Origin of the sequence: Bradyrhizobium sp. CCGB01, from assembly GCF_024199795.1 — a bacterium.
Lineage (GTDB): Bacteria > Pseudomonadota > Alphaproteobacteria > Rhizobiales > Xanthobacteraceae > Bradyrhizobium.
The window spans coordinates 7,610,301-7,624,306 of record NZ_JANADK010000001.1; the positions used below are offsets into that span (position 1 = coordinate 7,610,301).

The following is a 14,006-nucleotide window of genomic DNA, read 5'->3' on the forward strand; positions in this document are numbered from 1 at the left end:
TCACCGCGTCAGCTTCTTGTACTTCACGCGGTGCGGAATGATGCTGTCCTGGCCGAGCCGGCGCATCTTGTCCTTCTCGTAGTCCTGGAAGTTGCCTTCGAACCATTCGACGTGGCTGTCGCCCTCGAAGGCCAGGATGTGGGTCGCGATGCGGTCGAGGAACCAGCGATCATGGCTGATGATGACGGCGCAGCCGGCAAAATCTTCTAGCGCCTCTTCGAGCGCGCGCAGCGTGTCGACGTCGAGATCGTTGGTCGGTTCGTCGAGCAGCAGCACGTTGGCGCCGGACTTCAACATCTTGGCGAGATGCACGCGATTGCGCTCACCGCCCGAGAGCGCGCCGACCTTCTTCTGCTGGTCGGCGCCCTTGAAGTTGAACGACGAGCAATAGCCGCGCGAGTTGACTTCCTTCTTGCCGAGCAGGATCAGCTCGTTGCCGCCGGAGATCTCCTCCCAAACGTTCTTGTTGCCGTCGAGCGCATCGCGCGACTGGTCGACATAGCCGAGATGCACCGTCTCGCCGACCGTGATCGTGCCCTTGTCCGGCGTTTCCTGCTTGGTGATCATCTTGAACAGCGTGGTCTTGCCGGCGCCGTTGGCGCCGATCACGCCGACGATGCCGCCGGGCGGCAGCTTGAAGGTGAGATCGTCGATGAGGAGACGATCGCCATAGCCTTTGCTGAGCGCTTCGAAATCGACCACGTTGGCGCCGAGCCGCTCGGCGACGGGGATGATGATCTGCGCGGTCTGGGTCTGCTTCTCGCTCGCCTGCTTGAGCAGCTCCTCGTAGCGCTGATAGCGCGCCTTGGATTTGGCCTGGCGGGCCTTCGGCGAGGACGCGACCCATTCCTGCTCGCGCGCGATCGTCTTCTGATGCGCGGCGTCTTCACGGCCTTCCTGCTCCAGCCGCTTCTGCTTCTGCACCAGCCAGGACGAGTAATTGCCCTCGTAGGGAATCCCCTTGCCGCGATCGAGCTCGAGAATCCAGCTCGTGACGTTGTCGAGGAAGTAGCGATCGTGGGTAACGATCAGGATCGCGCCGGGATAGTTGCGCAAATGGCCTTCGAGCCACGACACCGACTCGGCATCGAGATGGTTGGTCGGTTCGTCCAGCAGCAGCAGTTCGGGCTGGTCGAGCAGCAGGCGGCACAGCGCGACGCGGCGGCGTTCACCGCCGGAGAGCTTGGTCACATCGGCATCGTCGGGCGGGCAGCGCAGCGCGTCCATCGCCTGGTCGACCTTGCTGTCGAGATCCCAGAGGCCCTGGGCCTCGATCTCGTCCTGCAGCTTGGTCATCTCGTCGGCGGTTTCCTCGGAGTAATTCATCGCCAGCTCGTTGTAGCGATCGAGGATGGCCTTCTGCTTGGCGACACCCAGCATGACGTTCTCGCGCACGGAGAGCGCGGGATCGAGATGCGGTTCCTGCTCGAGATAGCCGACGCGGGCGCCCTGGGCGACCCAGGCCTCGCCGTTATATTCCTTGTCGAGGCCGGCCATGATCTTGAGCAGCGTCGACTTGCCCGAGCCGTTGACGCCGAGCACGCCGATCTTGGCGTCCGGGTAGAACGACAGATGAATGTTATCGAGCACCTTCCGGGTCGGGTAGCTCTTGCTCAGGCCCTGCATGAAATAGATGAACTGGCGCGCCATCGGTCCCGTGAAACCTTCGATTTGAGGAAATTTGCTTGCCGCCGATGTAACGATCCCGCCCCCAAAGGGCAATGTTTTCCCTCCGTTCACCACGGATCAATACGGGACGGTCACCATCCGGCCATCGATCCGGACAATTGAAACCTTTTTTTAATAAAGCAGGCCAAAGCTCGTCATGGCGCCAAAAAGACGCCACCCGCGGCAGAAGCGGCGGGGAGAACAGCGAGGCCGACCATGGCTCTGATCGAGACCCACTCCATCGCCGTTCCGGTCGAGGCCGGGAACGCGTCCGGACTCGTGTCCGAGGTCAAGGGCTTCTGGAAGCGCTTCCTCGCCACCGCTTTCAATCCTTACCGCCCCGAGCTGCACTACATGCGTGGTCCCGGCCCCGCCTGGCGCGCCAAGCACGGCATTGATGCGCCGTTCCGCCTCAAGCCCCGCGACCTCTGAGCCTTCCTCTCCTATCGGATTTTTGAACAGGTAAGCTGCTTGCGCGCAGCCCCGATTGCGCGCAACCATGGCCCGGTTCCGACGATGGCGCCCTCGCCTCGCGCTATCACCTCTCGCCATGGATGAACGCTGATGACGCGGCTGCGCTGTGCAATTCTCGACGACTATTTCAACCTCGCCCTCGACGTCGCCGACTGGCAAAGACTGTCCGACCGCGTCGACGTCACCGTGTTCAGCCATCCCTTTGCCTCGGAACAGGCCGCGGCGAGCGCGCTCGCCGACTTCGAGATCGTCTGCGCGATGCGCGAGCGAACGGCATTTCCCAAGAGCCTGTTCGACAGCTTGCCGAAGCTGAAGCTGCTTTTGACGTCCGGCATGCGCAATGCCTCGATCGACATGGAGGCCGCCAAGGCGCGCGGCGTCACGATCGGCGGCACGCAATATTCGCGCGATCCGACCGCCCCGCTCACCATGGGCCTGATCCTGGAGCTGACCCGCGGCATCGGCCGCGAGAACGCGCGGATGCATGCGGGCGAGCCCTGGCAGACCTTTGCCGGCGTCGAGATCGAGGGACTGACGCTCGGCATCGTCGGGCTCGGCAAGCTCGGCAGCAAGATGGCCGCCATCGCCAAGGCCTTCGGCATGAACGTAATCGCCTGGAGCCCGAACCTCACGCCGGAGAAATGCGCGGCGGCCGGCGTCGGTTATGCCACCAAGGAGGAGCTGTTCGCCAAGGCCGACATCGTCACCATCCATGTGGTTCTGAGCGATCGCTCGCGCGGTCTGGTCGGCCGTGAGGACCTCGCGCGGATGAAGCCGACGGCGTTCCTCGTCAACACCGCGCGCGGGCCGATCGTGGACGAGCAGGCGCTGCTGGAGGCCTTGCAACAGCGGAAGATTGCGGGCGCCGGCATCGACGTGTTCTCGGTCGAGCCGCTGCCGGTCGACCATCCCTTCCGCAAGCTCGACAATCTCGTGCTGACCCCGCATCTCGGCTACGCCACCGAGGACGGCTTGCGTATCCATTACGGCCAGATGGTCGAGGCGATCGACGCCTTCACCAAGGGCAGCGAGCTGCCACGGAAGCTGGCCTGAAACGAAAAGGGCGTGCCGACGGCACGCCCTTCGCAAATCTGAATGGTCTCGCAGCGCCTAGCGCACGGTGACCGGCGCGGGCAGCGGCGGCACCACCGTCGGCTGCGTGCCCGGAACGGGGCCAGCCTGGGCGGACATCGGAGCCGGTGCGGCTGCTCCCGGCGGCGGCGCGTTGGAGGCGGTCGCCGTTCCCGGCGGCGGGCCACCCGGCATCACCACCACGCGGGTGCCGACCTTGACGCGATCGAACAGGTCGGAGACGTCCTCGTTCAGCATGCCGATACAGCCTGACGACACGAACTTGCCGATGGTCGAGGGCTGGTTCGTGCCGTGGATGCGGTACACGGTCGAGCCGAGATACATCGCGCGGGCACCGAGCGGATTGCCGGGGCCGCCGGCCATGAAGCGCGGCAGATAGGGCTGGCGCTCGATCATTTCGGTCGGCGGATGCCAATCCGGCCACTCGGCCTTGCGGGTGATCTTCTGCACGCCGGTCCAGGTGAAACCGTCGCGGCCGACGCGGACGCCGTAGCGGATCGCACGGCCGCCGCCGAGCACGTAATAGAGGTAGGTGTTCGGGGTATCGACCACGAGCGTGCCGGCTGGCTCCTTGGTCTGGAACGAGACCTCCTGGCGGCGCAGGTTCTGCGGCAACTGCGCCGGCGCAGCATCGGGCTGCTCCTCGGGCGGCAGCGAAGCGATCGTCATCGGCCGGCCATCGGCGCCGACGGACGGCTGGCCGGACTGGACCGTGCCGGTCGCGGCGGGACCACCAACGGCCTCCGGCGGACGCAGACCGTCATTGGCGGGGGCCTGGCCCTGCTGACCGGGACGGTTGGCATAGATCACCGGCGGCGGACCGGCGGGGCGGCCGTAGCGAGGATCGTCGGGCGACATCACGGGGCCCTGCGGGGGCGCGGCCGAGTAGACCGGCGGAGCGCCAGCCGGACGACCGTAGCGGGGATCATCGGGCGACATCACCGGACCCTGCGGCGGGGCGGCGGAGTAGACCGGCGGGCCGGCGGGGCGGCCATAACGCGGATCATCGGCCGGGCCGGGCGGCGGCAGCGAGGCCTGCGGCATCGCGTCGTCTTCGTCTTCCAGCGAGTCGAAATTCGGGGTGCGGTCCCCGGGGCGATATTCGGCCGGGGCACCGTAGCTCGGCGCCTGCTGGACCGGATAGCTCTGCGCCTGTGCGAGCGAGGTTCCCGCCGCAGCGACTGTTGCGGCAGCGCATATCGTCAGAAAATGTTTGATCATCATCGCTCTTGTAGTGTCCCCGGGCCCCGTCCGGACCGTTAACGGCCAGATGACCGAAGATAGCGGCACATTCAAGACATTGCAGGCTGTTTGTCCCTGATTTAGCGATTTGTGATGCAGGCGCACACAGTTGCCCCATTGCATCACGGGGCGGAAATCGCATCGGGCCGTAGATCGCCGGAGTCCCGGGCCCCGAATTTAAGGGAACGACGCAGAGGCGTTGCGATATGTTCGAATCAGCCTGATTCGCCGCCGCTTTGAGCTCCAATTTCCGCGTGGCGAAGGCGGCAAGCAGTACCGTCACCGCGTTCAGATGGCTCTTGGGCCCTGGCCACCGCCGGGGCGGAAACTTGTAACCCGTCCGATGCTTCCCGGCTTTCGCTTCCTGTTTGCCGCGATCCTGCTGTCAGCCTCCATCCTGGTGTTCGGCCTGGGCGCCGCCGCGCTGCTGCGGGCGACCCATGAGCAGTATGTCAGCAACCCCTCCTGGCGGAACGGACCGCAGGAGCAGGTGTTTGCGCAGGCGCCCGAGCCAGCCCAGCCGGTGCTCGCGGCGTTGCGGGCCGAGCCGGAGGTGGCCGCCGAGCCAGCCCCGTCGCTGCGCGACCAGGTGCCGACCATCGCGCTGCCGGTGAGCGGGCCCGAGCAAGTCGCCGCGCTGACGACCGAGCCCGACGTCCAGGCTCAGGTCGCCGCGCCGCCGGCTGAAGCCGCGGCCGCCGAGCCGGCGAAGGCCGAGACGACGGCGGAAGCCGCAGCGCCCGCGCCCACCGACACGCTGACCCCTGCCGACACCGCGGCATCGATCCCCGAGGCCCAATCGATCCCCGAGACCAAGCCTGCCGTGACCGCCAGCGAACCGGCTCTCGCTGATCCGAGTGCCGCCCTCGCCTCCCCGGCGCTTGATGTCGCTTCGGCCAAGGTGGCCGCGCTGAGCGATCCCACGACGACGGCCTCGAAGGAGCCGCCGGCGAAGGCCAAGGCGGGCAGCAACAAGGCTGAGAGCAACAAGGCCGACAGCAGCGCCTCTGACGGCAAGGCGGCCAAGCGCCAGGCGAAGGCGAAGAAGCGGCACCGCGTGGTGCGGCGTCCGCCACCGCCTCAGCAATTGCAGCAGAGCTTCGATCCGTTCGGGCGGCAGCAGATGCTGGCGACAACCGCCACGCGCGCGCGCCAGTAAGCTCAGGCCGGCCCGGTCGCGATCGGGGGGCCCTTTTCCTGGCCCCATTCCGACCATGAGCCGTCATAGAGCGCGGTGTCGGTAATGCCCAGGCGATAGAGCGCAAGTGTCAGCACGCCGGCGGACACGCCCGAGCCGCAGCTCGTCACGATCGGCGCGTCGAGCTTGACGCCGGCGCTCGCAAAGGCGGCGCGGAGATCGTCGAGCGGCTTCATGGTGCCGGTCGCGGCATCGAACAGCAGATTGTAGGGCACGTTGCGGGCGCCGGGGATGTGACCAGAACGGATGCCCGCGCGCGGCTCGGGCGCGCGGCCCTCGAAGCGATCGGCCGCACGCGCGTCGATCACCTGCTCGGCGCGGCTTTCGACGTTGGCGATGAGCTGCTGCATGCTGCGCACGCGCTTGGAATCGTAGCTCGCCTTGAAGCTCGCCGGCTTCGGCTTCACCTCGCCGGTCTCGACGGGACGCCCTTCGGCACGCCACTTCTTCAGGCCGCCATTGAGGATGCGCACATTGCCGTGGCCGAAGGCCAGGAACATCCACCACGCGCGCGGTGCCGCGACCCAGCCGCCGGCATCGTAGAGCACGACGGTGTCGCTATTTCCGATGCCGAGATTGCCGATGTCGCGACCGAACTGCTCGGCGCTCGGGTACATGTGCGGCAGCGGGTTGGAATGATCCGAGACGGCATCGACGTCGAAGAACACCGCGCCCGGCAGATGCGCGGCGAGATAATCGTCCTTCGGCAGCGGCAGCACGCCCGGCAACTTGAAGCTGGCGTCGATCACCTTGACGTTGGCGTCGTTGATATGGGCGGCGAGCCATTCGGTGGAGACGAGGGGGTCGGTGGTCATTGCATGCATTTCCTTTTCGTCATTCCGGGCCGTGCGCGCCAAGCTCCGCTGTCATCGCCCGGCCAGTGCGCAATTGCGCACTGGGAACGGGCGATCCAGTACTCCGAGACGGTTGTGATTGAACCGAGAGGCTGCGGCGTACTGGATTCCCCGCTTTCGCGGGGAATGACAGCTGAGATTGGAGTGACAGCAGCGCACCCTCACCCCTTCTTCTTCGGCTCCCACTGCTCCACCGGCCCGCCGGCGTCGCGCCAGGCGGCGTAGCCGCCGGCGATGTGGGCAACGGGCTTCAGGCCCATGTCCTTTGCGGTCTTGGCCGCGAGCGCGGAGCGCAGGCCACCGGCGCAGTGGAAGACGAACTTCTTGTCTTCCTGGAAGATCGGCTTGGCATAGGGGCTCTGCGGATCGATCCAGAATTCGAGCATGCCGCGGGTGCAGGCGAACGCGCCGGGGATGCGGCCGTCGCGCTCGATCTCGCGGGGATCGCGGATGTCGACGATGACGACGTCGCCGTTCTTGGAGATCTCGATGGCGTCCTTGGCGTTGAGCGTCTCGATCTCGGCATTGGCCTCGTCGATCAGCGCCTTGATGCCGCGGGTGATGTTTTGGGGCATGTGTTTCTCCCTTCTTCTCTTCCGTCGTTCCGGGGCGATCGCGAAGCGAGCGAACCCGGAACCTCGAGATTCCGGGTTCGCGCTGCGCGCGCCCCGGAATGACACCAGCGCTAGTGCGTCAATTCCTTCATCGCACCCTCAAGCCCCTCGATCGTGATCGGGTACATGCGGTTGGCGAAGATGCGCTTGATGATGGTGGTCGATTCCGAATAGTCCCAGTGCTTCTGCTGCACCGGGTTCAGCCACACCGAATGCGGATAGGTGTGGATGATGCGATCGAGCCAGACCGAGCCGGGCTCCTCGTTGACATGCTCGACCGAGCCACCGGGCACCATGATCTCGTAAGGCGACATCGAGGCGTCGCCGACGAACACGACCTTGTAGTCGTGCGGGTATTTGTGCAGCACGTCCCAGGTCGGGGTACGGTCGGTGAAGCGGCGCTTGTTCTGCTTCCACACGCCTTCATAGAGGCAGTTGTGGAAGTAGAAATATTCCATGTGCTTGAACTCGCTCTTCGCCGCCGAGAACAGCTCCTCGACCTGCTCGATATGCGCGTCCATCGAGCCGCCGATGTCGAAGAACACCAGCAGCTTCACCGCATTGCGCCGTTCGGGGCGCATGTGCACGTCGAGATAGCCGTGATTGGCGGTCTCGCGAATGGTCGTGTCGAGGTCGAGCTCGTCCGGCGCGCCGGTGCGCGCGAACTTGCGCAGGCGGCGCAGCGCCACCTTGATGTTGCGGATGCCGAGCTCGACATTGCCGTCGAGGTCCTTGAACTCGCGCTTGTCCCACACCTTCACGGCGCGGTTGTTGCGGTTCTTCTCCTGGCCGATGCGAACGCCTTCGGGATTGTAGCCGTGGGCGCCGAACGGCGAGGTGCCGGCCGTGCCGATCCATTTCGAGCCGCCCTGGTGGCGGCCCTTCTGCTCCTCGAGGCGCTTCTTCAGCGTCTCCATGAGCTTGTCCCAGCCCATGGCCTCGATCTGCTTCTTCTCTTCCTCGCTGAGGTACTTTTCGGCGAGCTTCTTCAGCCACTCCTCGGGGATCTCCGCCTTCTCCATGGCGTCGAGCAGGCTTTCCAGCCCCTTGAACACCGAGCCGAAGACGCGGTCGAACTTGTCGAGATTGCGCTCGTCCTTCACGAGGGACGCGCGCGACAGATAGTAGAAATTCTCGACCGTGTAGTCCGCGAGGTCAGCGTCGAGCGCCTCCATCAACGTGAGGTATTCGCGCAGCGTCACGGGGACCTGCGCATCGCGCAGAGAAGTGAAGAATTGCAGGAACATGGGTGACAGATTGCCCGTCGGGGGGCGAACGTCAAGGGGCCGAGCCCACCGCTCTGCGCTGGACCGGGAGGCTTTTTGCTCTAGAATTGGCCGCCTCAAGGGGTTGTTTGGGGGACGTTTGCAATGGGAATTCTCGCAGCGCTCATCATCGGCGCGATCGCCGGCTGGCTTGCCGGCAAGATTGTCCATGGGGCGGGATTTGGGCTGATCGGCAACATCGTCGTCGGCATCATCGGTGCCCTCGTGGCGAGCTGGGTGCTGCCACAGCTGCATATTGCGCTGGCCACCGGCACGCTCGGCGCCATCGTGGATGCCACCATCGGCGCGGTGATTGTGCTGGTGATCCTTTCGCTGATAAGACGGGTCTGAAAGCCTGACCGAACCAGGAACGGCCGCCACGAGCGGCCGTTCCCTTGTCGCGACGGGGGCGAGCGCCTCGCGCCGACGATTACCTAAGGACACGCAATGAAATTTACCGGCACCAAGGACTATGTTGCGACTGACGATCTCAAGGTCGCCGTCAACGCCTCGATCGTGCTGGAGCGCCCGCTCCTGATCAAGGGCGAGCCCGGCACCGGCAAGACCGTGCTGGCCGAGGAAGTGGCTAAGGCGCTGAACGCGCCGCTGCTGACCTGGCATATCAAGTCCACCACCAAGGCGCAGCAGGGCCTCTACGAATACGACGCGGTGTCGCGCCTGCGCGACAGCCAGCTGGGCGATGCCCGCGTCTCCGACATCAGGAACTACATCAAGCGCGGCAAGCTGTGGGAAGCCTTCACGGCCGAGCAGCGCCCGGTGCTGCTGATCGACGAGATCGACAAGGCCGACATCGAATTCCCGAACGATCTGCTGCTCGAGCTCGACCGCATGGAATTCCATGTCTACGAGACCGGCGAGACGATCAAGGCGAAGCAGCGCCCGATCATGATGATCACCTCCAACAACGAGAAGGAGTTGCCGGACGCGTTCCTGCGCCGCTGCTTCTTCCACTACATCAAGTTCCCCGACGCCGACACGATGGGCCGCATCGTCGACGTCCACTTCCCCGGCATCAAGAAGCGCCTCGTCGAGGAAGCGCTGCGCATCTTCTTCGAGGTGCGCGAGGTGCCCGGCCTGAAGAAGAAGCCGTCCACGTCCGAGCTGCTTGACTGGCTCAAGCTGCTGCTGAACGAAGACATGAGCGTGGAGCAGCTGCGCGAGCGCGACCCGCGCAAACTGATCCCGCCGCTGCACGGCGCGCTGCTCAAGAACGAGCAGGACGTGCATTTGTTCGAGCGGCTGGCGTTTCTGAGCCGGCGGGAGGTTTAGGTTCTTGCCACGAGAGCGCTGCTGATCCCGCCATCCTGAGGCATGCGCAGTATGGCACAAGTCTGCCGTGTAGCGCGTCTTGAAGGATGAGCGGCGGTGTGTTGCGAGCGAGGGGCTGATGATGCGGGTTTTCGTCTTGCTTCTGGCGATGCTTGCGAGCGCAACTGTCGCCGCAGAGCCGATCGACTGCAACGCAATCGAGAACACGACGGCACCGGTCGAATTGACCTACCACGATGGAAAGGACAGTTCGGCTGTCATCCAGGTCTACAGGGACAAGTCAGCAAATTCTGTCGCCTGGATCAAAACCCTGGACGGCAAGTTGGTTACCAAGGTGGTACTCGTTGCCGGGATTCTGGCGACAGCCGAAACCACATCGGCCTTCGCCGGCAAGTTCAAATCTTCGAAGATCACGTATACCGTCGACGGCATGCCGAAGCTCTTCGATCATAGACAGGATCTGAAGTACACCATCGCACATTCGACAGTTTATGCCGACAACAGCACGGATCTGTCCTCCGTGACGTTTGACTACAAGTTCAGATCAGCGGGCAAGGAGCCTGTTGGTCCGTGCACGCTGGACGTCGTTCACGGTGAAACCGACAGCGTCAACGAAAAGACGGGCAAGAGATCGCACTCCTATTCCGTTTATTTCCCGGCGCTCATGGCAGTGATGACCGGACGGACGACAGAGCCCGTCCTCGACGACATCAAGACCAGTTTCGCTCCGATGACACCGATCCCGTAAGCAAAGCTGGGTTGGTTGGCCGAAGGCGTAGTCCGCCTCTGTTTGTCTCCGGATCGGCAGAAGCGGTGGGTTACGCGAACGGCCGCGCTTCGCGCCACCGTTCGCTAACCCACCCTACGAAGATGTCACGCCACCGCCACATCCGGAATGCGGGCGGCTTCCATCGGCGTCTTGCCGCGGATCAGATCCGACGCACGATCCGCGATCATCATGGTGGAGGCGTTGAGGTTCGCCGAGATCATGCGCGGCATCACCGAGGCATCGATGACGCGCAGGCCTTCCAATCCATGGACGCGGAGCTGGTCGTCGACGACGGCCCAGGTCGAATCCGCCGGGCCCATGCGGCAGGTGCAGCCGGGGTGGAAGGTGGTGGTGCCGCGTTCGGTGGCGGCCGCCAGGAACTCGTCGTCGGTGTTGATGTTCGGCCCCGGGAAATCCTCGTAGGCGTAGTAGGGCGACAGCGGCGCGGACTTCAAAAGCCGCCGCGCGAGCTTCATGCCGCCGACGATGACACGGCGGTCGAGCTCGGCGTCGAGATAGTTGGTCTGGATGATCGGCGGCGCGAACGGATCGGATGAGCGGATGCGGACGTAACCGCGGCTCTCGGGGCGCTGCTGCCAGGAGGCCACCGTCATGCCAGGCTCGTCCTCGAGCTGGCCCTGCACGCCTTCCTTGTAGCTCGCCGGCGTGAAGGTGAGCTGGAGATCGGAACTGTCGGCGCTCTCGCCGGAATGCCAGAAGCAATAGACCATGGTCGGCGACAGCGACAGCAGGCCGCGGCGCGCGGTCGCCCATTTCAGCGCCTCGATCCACAGCGAGAAGCCGCGGCGAAGCTCGTTGATGGTCTTGATGTCCTTCACGCGAGCGACCGTGCGCGGCGCGTAGTGGTCCTGCAAGCCTTCGCCGACCGGCAGCGCGTGACGCACTTCGATGCCGTGGGCGCCCAGCAGATCGGGCGAACCGATGCCGGACAGCTGCAGCAGCTGCGGCGAATTATAGGTGCCGCCGGAGAGGATGACTTCCTTGTTGGCGCGCACCTCCACAGGCGTGCCGCCGCGGCCGCCCTTGGTGTAGCGCACGCCGACGGCGCGCTTGCCCTCGAAGATGATCTCGGTCGCGTGCGCATGGGTGTGCACATGCACGTTGGGCCGCTTCATCGCGGGCTTGAGGAACGCGGTCGATCCGGAGACGCGCAGGCCCTTGTCGATGGTGCGCTGGCAGTAGGAGACGCCTTCCTGGGTCTTGCCGTTGTAATCGGGGTTGCGGGGAATGCCAAGCGAGACCGCGCCTTCCATGAAGGCTTCGCAGAGCGGATCGCGCCACTCCATCGTCGTGACGGTGAGATTGCCCTCGCGGCCGCGATAGGTGTCCTCCCCCTCGCCGACCCGCTTCTCCAGCCGCTTGAAGTAGGGCAGCACGTCGGCATAGCCCCAGCCGCGATTGCCCATCTGCGCCCAGGTGTCGAAATCCATGCGCTGGCCGCGATTGTAGATGTGGCCGTTGATCGAGGACGAGCCACCGAGCGTCTTGCCGCGCGGCGCGTAGATGCTGCGCCCGCCGGTCCAAGGCCCCGGCTCCTGCTGGTAGGCCCAGTTGATGCTCTTCATGTGGAAGGTTTTGATGAAGCCCGCCGGCAGATGGATGTAGGGGTGCCAGTCGCTCGGCCCCGCTTCCAGCACGCAGACGCTGACGTTCGGATCTTCGCTCAGCCGGCTGGTGAGCACGCAACCCGCCGAGCCCGCGCCGACGATCACATAATCAAATCTGTCCATGGTGCCTCGGCCGCTCCTAGCGCGGCTTGTCGTTGAGTTGATAATTCAAATGCGTCTGCACCGTCGGCCATTCGGCCGCGGTGATGCTGTAGACCACGGTGTCGCGCAGCGTGCCGTTCGGCGCGACCTGGTGGCTGCGCAGGATGCCGTCCTGCTTGGCGCCTAGGCGCTCGATGGCGCGGCGGCTCTGATGGTTGAAGAAGTGCGTGCGGAATTCGACCGCGATGCAATTCAGCGTCTCGAAGGCGTGGGTGAGCAGCAGCAGTTTGCACTGCGTGTTGAGCGGACCGCGCTGCGCGCTCTTGCCGTACCAGGTCGAGCCGATCTCGACGCGGCGATTGGCGGCATCGATGTTCATGTAGGTCGTCATGCCGACGATCTTGCCGCTGCCATCGAACACGGTGAAGGGGAGCATCGAGCCCGCGACTTGCAAGGCCAGACGGCGGTCGATCTCCTTGGCGACGTTCTCCGGCGTCGGGATCGCGGTGTACCAGATCGTGTAGAGATCGCCGTCCTTCACGGCCTCCACCAGCCCCTCGCGATGCTGCTGCGACAACGGCTCGAGACGGGCGTGCTGTCCACGCAGGGTGATGGGATCAGGCCAGGGCATTTGAGACTCTCTCTTTTGTCATTGCGAGGAGCGAAGCGACGAAGCAATCCTGACTGCCAACCCCTCATCCTGAGGAGCGCGGAACGCGCGTCTCGAAGGATGAAGGCCCGGCTGGTGGCCTCGCCCTTCGAGACGCGCGCGAAGGGCGCGCTCCTCAGGGTGAGGGTCTGCTGGTTGCTTTGCCTCGCTCGTCAGGACCGTAACTAGCACCGTTTATTTGTTTAGGAAATTGAGAGGCAAACCGCCGCGCGGCCAGTCCATGGCGACCAGTTCGCCCTTGCCTGACAGCGTGATGTAGGCCGTCTTCAGCCCCTCGCCGCCGAAGGCGATGTTGGTGGTGACGCGGTCGCCGGTCGGGACCTGCTCGACCAGGGTCCCATCAGGCGCGATCACCGAGATGCAGCCGGAGACGAGGGTGGCGACGCAGACATTGCCGCCAGCCTCCACCGCGAGCGAGTCGAACATCTGGTAGCCGCCGAGGCCACAAATCGGCTTGCCCCGCTCGCCGCGATAGATCACGTCGCGCGGCTTCAGCGTGCCGGGCGCGGAGAGCTCATAGGCCCAGAGCCGCCCCGTGGGCGTCTCCGCGATGTAGACGGTGTTCTCGTCCGGCGACAGGCCGATGCCGTTCGCAGGCAGCACGCCGTGCACGACCTCGACAATCTCGGTCATGCCGGGCTTGAGGTAATACATTCCGCCGACGTCCATCTCGCGGTGGCGGCGCTTGCCGAGATCGGAGAACCACAGGCCGCCGTGCTTGTCGAAGACGAGGTCGTTCGGCCCGCGCAGATCGTGCTCGCCGCATTTGGTCACGACGGTCTCGACCTTGCCCGATTGCAGGTCGACGCGCTGGATCGAGCCGCCGAGATAGCCGTCCGGCTGCGGGCCGGGCATGATCATGTTGCCGGTCGGAATCCAGGAGAAGCCGCCATTGTTGCAGATGTAGATCTTGCCGTCGGGACCGAGCGCGGCGCCGTTCGGGCCGCCCGGAATTTTTGCGACGATCTCCTTGCGGCCGTCGGGATAAACCCGCGTCAGGCGCTGGCCGCGGATTTCCACCAGCACGACCGAGCCGTCCGGCATCACGACCGGCCCTTCGGGAAATTCGAGGTCGGTGGCGAGAACGCGGACGTTGGACATGGAGACCCTCCCGGCTGCTTGTTATGACTTGCACGGGAT

14 protein-coding genes are annotated in these 14,006 nt (G+C 64.9%); 6 read left to right on the forward strand and 8 right to left on the reverse strand.

Annotation, left to right across the window (positions count from 1 at the left end; translation table 11 throughout):
• The gene (gene ettA, locus NLM25_RS35865) at positions 1-1,650 is read right to left on the reverse strand and encodes an energy-dependent translational throttle protein EttA (RefSeq protein WP_254122567.1); all 1,650 of its coding nucleotides are present in this window, start codon (positions 1,648-1,650) and stop codon (positions 1-3) included.
• Positions 1,651-1,884: 234 nt separating this feature from the next.
• On the opposite strand from ettA, the gene NLM25_RS35870 reads away from it, so the two are divergent.
• Positions 1,885-2,100, forward strand: coding sequence for a hypothetical protein (locus NLM25_RS35870; RefSeq protein ID WP_254140024.1), 216 nt, complete (start codon positions 1,885-1,887; stop codon positions 2,098-2,100).
• Positions 2,101-2,232: 132 nt separating this feature from the next.
• The gene (locus NLM25_RS35875) at positions 2,233-3,195 is read left to right on the forward strand and encodes a D-2-hydroxyacid dehydrogenase family protein (RefSeq protein WP_254140025.1); all 963 of its coding nucleotides are present in this window, start codon (positions 2,233-2,235) and stop codon (positions 3,193-3,195) included.
• A gap of 57 nt (positions 3,196-3,252) precedes the next feature.
• On the opposite strand, the gene NLM25_RS35880 is transcribed toward NLM25_RS35875, so the two are convergent.
• A complete protein-coding gene (locus NLM25_RS35880) occupies positions 3,253-4,455 on the reverse strand; it encodes a L,D-transpeptidase (RefSeq protein ID WP_254140026.1) in 1,203 nt (400 codons plus the stop codon).
• A 364-nt stretch (positions 4,456-4,819) separates the two neighbouring features.
• Here NLM25_RS35880 and NLM25_RS35885 point away from each other — a divergent pair, with 364 nt between their 5' ends.
• A complete protein-coding gene (locus tag NLM25_RS35885) occupies positions 4,820-5,635 on the forward strand; it encodes a hypothetical protein (protein ID WP_254140027.1) in 816 nt (271 codons plus the stop codon).
• Between the two features lie 2 nt (positions 5,636-5,637).
• On the opposite strand, the gene sseA is transcribed toward NLM25_RS35885, so the two are convergent.
• From sseA to NLM25_RS35900, 3 genes are all read right to left on the reverse strand, one after another.
• Entirely contained in the window at positions 5,638-6,489 is an 852-nt protein-coding gene (gene sseA / locus NLM25_RS35890; RefSeq protein WP_254140028.1) for a 3-mercaptopyruvate sulfurtransferase, read from the reverse strand.
• Positions 6,490-6,689: 200 nt separating this feature from the next.
• The gene (locus NLM25_RS35895; RefSeq protein ID WP_254122573.1) at positions 6,690-7,103 is read right to left on the reverse strand and encodes a rhodanese-like domain-containing protein; all 414 of its coding nucleotides are present in this window, start codon (positions 7,101-7,103) and stop codon (positions 6,690-6,692) included.
• 110 nt (positions 7,104-7,213) lie between these two features.
• Positions 7,214-8,389, reverse strand: coding sequence for a VWA domain-containing protein (locus NLM25_RS35900; RefSeq protein ID WP_254122574.1), 1,176 nt, complete (start codon positions 8,387-8,389; stop codon positions 7,214-7,216).
• Positions 8,390-8,512: 123 nt separating this feature from the next.
• Here NLM25_RS35900 and NLM25_RS35905 point away from each other — a divergent pair, with 123 nt between their 5' ends.
• From NLM25_RS35905 to NLM25_RS35915, 3 genes are all read left to right on the forward strand, one after another.
• Entirely contained in the window at positions 8,513-8,758 is a 246-nt protein-coding gene (locus NLM25_RS35905) for a GlsB/YeaQ/YmgE family stress response membrane protein (protein WP_128927390.1), read from the forward strand.
• 96 nt (positions 8,759-8,854) lie between these two features.
• Positions 8,855-9,697, forward strand: coding sequence for a MoxR family ATPase (locus tag NLM25_RS35910; RefSeq protein WP_028152332.1), 843 nt, complete (start codon positions 8,855-8,857; stop codon positions 9,695-9,697).
• 118 nt (positions 9,698-9,815) lie between these two features.
• Entirely contained in the window at positions 9,816-10,445 is a 630-nt protein-coding gene (locus tag NLM25_RS35915) for a hypothetical protein (protein ID WP_254140029.1), read from the forward strand.
• Positions 10,446-10,570: 125 nt separating this feature from the next.
• Here NLM25_RS35915 and NLM25_RS35920 read toward each other — a convergent pair whose 3' ends face one another.
• The 3 genes from NLM25_RS35920 to NLM25_RS35930 all read right to left on the reverse strand — a co-directional run bounded on the left by NLM25_RS35920 (position 10,571) and on the right by NLM25_RS35930 (position 13,967).
• Positions 10,571-12,217 (reverse strand): GMC family oxidoreductase, encoded by a 1,647-nt coding sequence (locus NLM25_RS35920; protein WP_254140030.1) that lies wholly within the window; start codon positions 12,215-12,217, stop codon positions 10,571-10,573.
• Positions 12,218-12,233: 16 nt separating this feature from the next.
• Positions 12,234-12,827: a GNAT family N-acetyltransferase gene (locus tag NLM25_RS35925; RefSeq protein WP_254140031.1), complete on the reverse strand. Its 594-nt coding sequence runs from the start codon at positions 12,825-12,827 to the stop codon at positions 12,234-12,236.
• Between the two features lie 213 nt (positions 12,828-13,040).
• The gene (locus NLM25_RS35930) at positions 13,041-13,967 is read right to left on the reverse strand and encodes an SMP-30/gluconolactonase/LRE family protein (protein ID WP_254140032.1); all 927 of its coding nucleotides are present in this window, start codon (positions 13,965-13,967) and stop codon (positions 13,041-13,043) included.
• Between the last annotated feature and the right edge of the window lie 39 nt (positions 13,968-14,006).

Coding starts and splice junctions, on each gene's coding strand:
- ettA (WP_254122567.1), bottom strand. CDS start 1,650: ATGGCGCGCCAGTTCATCTATTTCATGCAGGGCCTGAGCAAGAGCTAC.
- NLM25_RS35870 (WP_254140024.1), top strand. CDS start 1,885: ATGGCTCTGATCGAGACCCACTCCATCGCCGTTCCGGTCGAGGCCGGG.
- NLM25_RS35875 (WP_254140025.1), top strand. CDS start 2,233: ATGACGCGGCTGCGCTGTGCAATTCTCGACGACTATTTCAACCTCGCC.
- NLM25_RS35880 (WP_254140026.1), bottom strand. CDS start 4,455: ATGATCAAACATTTTCTGACGATATGCGCTGCCGCAACAGTCGCTGCG.
- NLM25_RS35885 (WP_254140027.1), top strand. CDS start 4,820: ATGCTTCCCGGCTTTCGCTTCCTGTTTGCCGCGATCCTGCTGTCAGCC.
- sseA (WP_254140028.1), bottom strand. CDS start 6,489: ATGACCACCGACCCCCTCGTCTCCACCGAATGGCTCGCCGCCCATATC.
- NLM25_RS35895 (WP_254122573.1), bottom strand. CDS start 7,103: ATGCCCCAAAACATCACCCGCGGCATCAAGGCGCTGATCGACGAGGCC.
- NLM25_RS35900 (WP_254122574.1), bottom strand. CDS start 8,389: ATGTTCCTGCAATTCTTCACTTCTCTGCGCGATGCGCAGGTCCCCGTG.
- NLM25_RS35905 (WP_128927390.1), top strand. CDS start 8,513: ATGGGAATTCTCGCAGCGCTCATCATCGGCGCGATCGCCGGCTGGCTT.
- NLM25_RS35910 (WP_028152332.1), top strand. CDS start 8,855: ATGAAATTTACCGGCACCAAGGACTATGTTGCGACTGACGATCTCAAG.
- NLM25_RS35915 (WP_254140029.1), top strand. CDS start 9,816: ATGATGCGGGTTTTCGTCTTGCTTCTGGCGATGCTTGCGAGCGCAACT.
- NLM25_RS35920 (WP_254140030.1), bottom strand. CDS start 12,217: ATGGACAGATTTGATTATGTGATCGTCGGCGCGGGCTCGGCGGGTTGC.
- NLM25_RS35925 (WP_254140031.1), bottom strand. CDS start 12,827: ATGCCCTGGCCTGATCCCATCACCCTGCGTGGACAGCACGCCCGTCTC.
- NLM25_RS35930 (WP_254140032.1), bottom strand. CDS start 13,967: ATGTCCAACGTCCGCGTTCTCGCCACCGACCTCGAATTTCCCGAAGGG.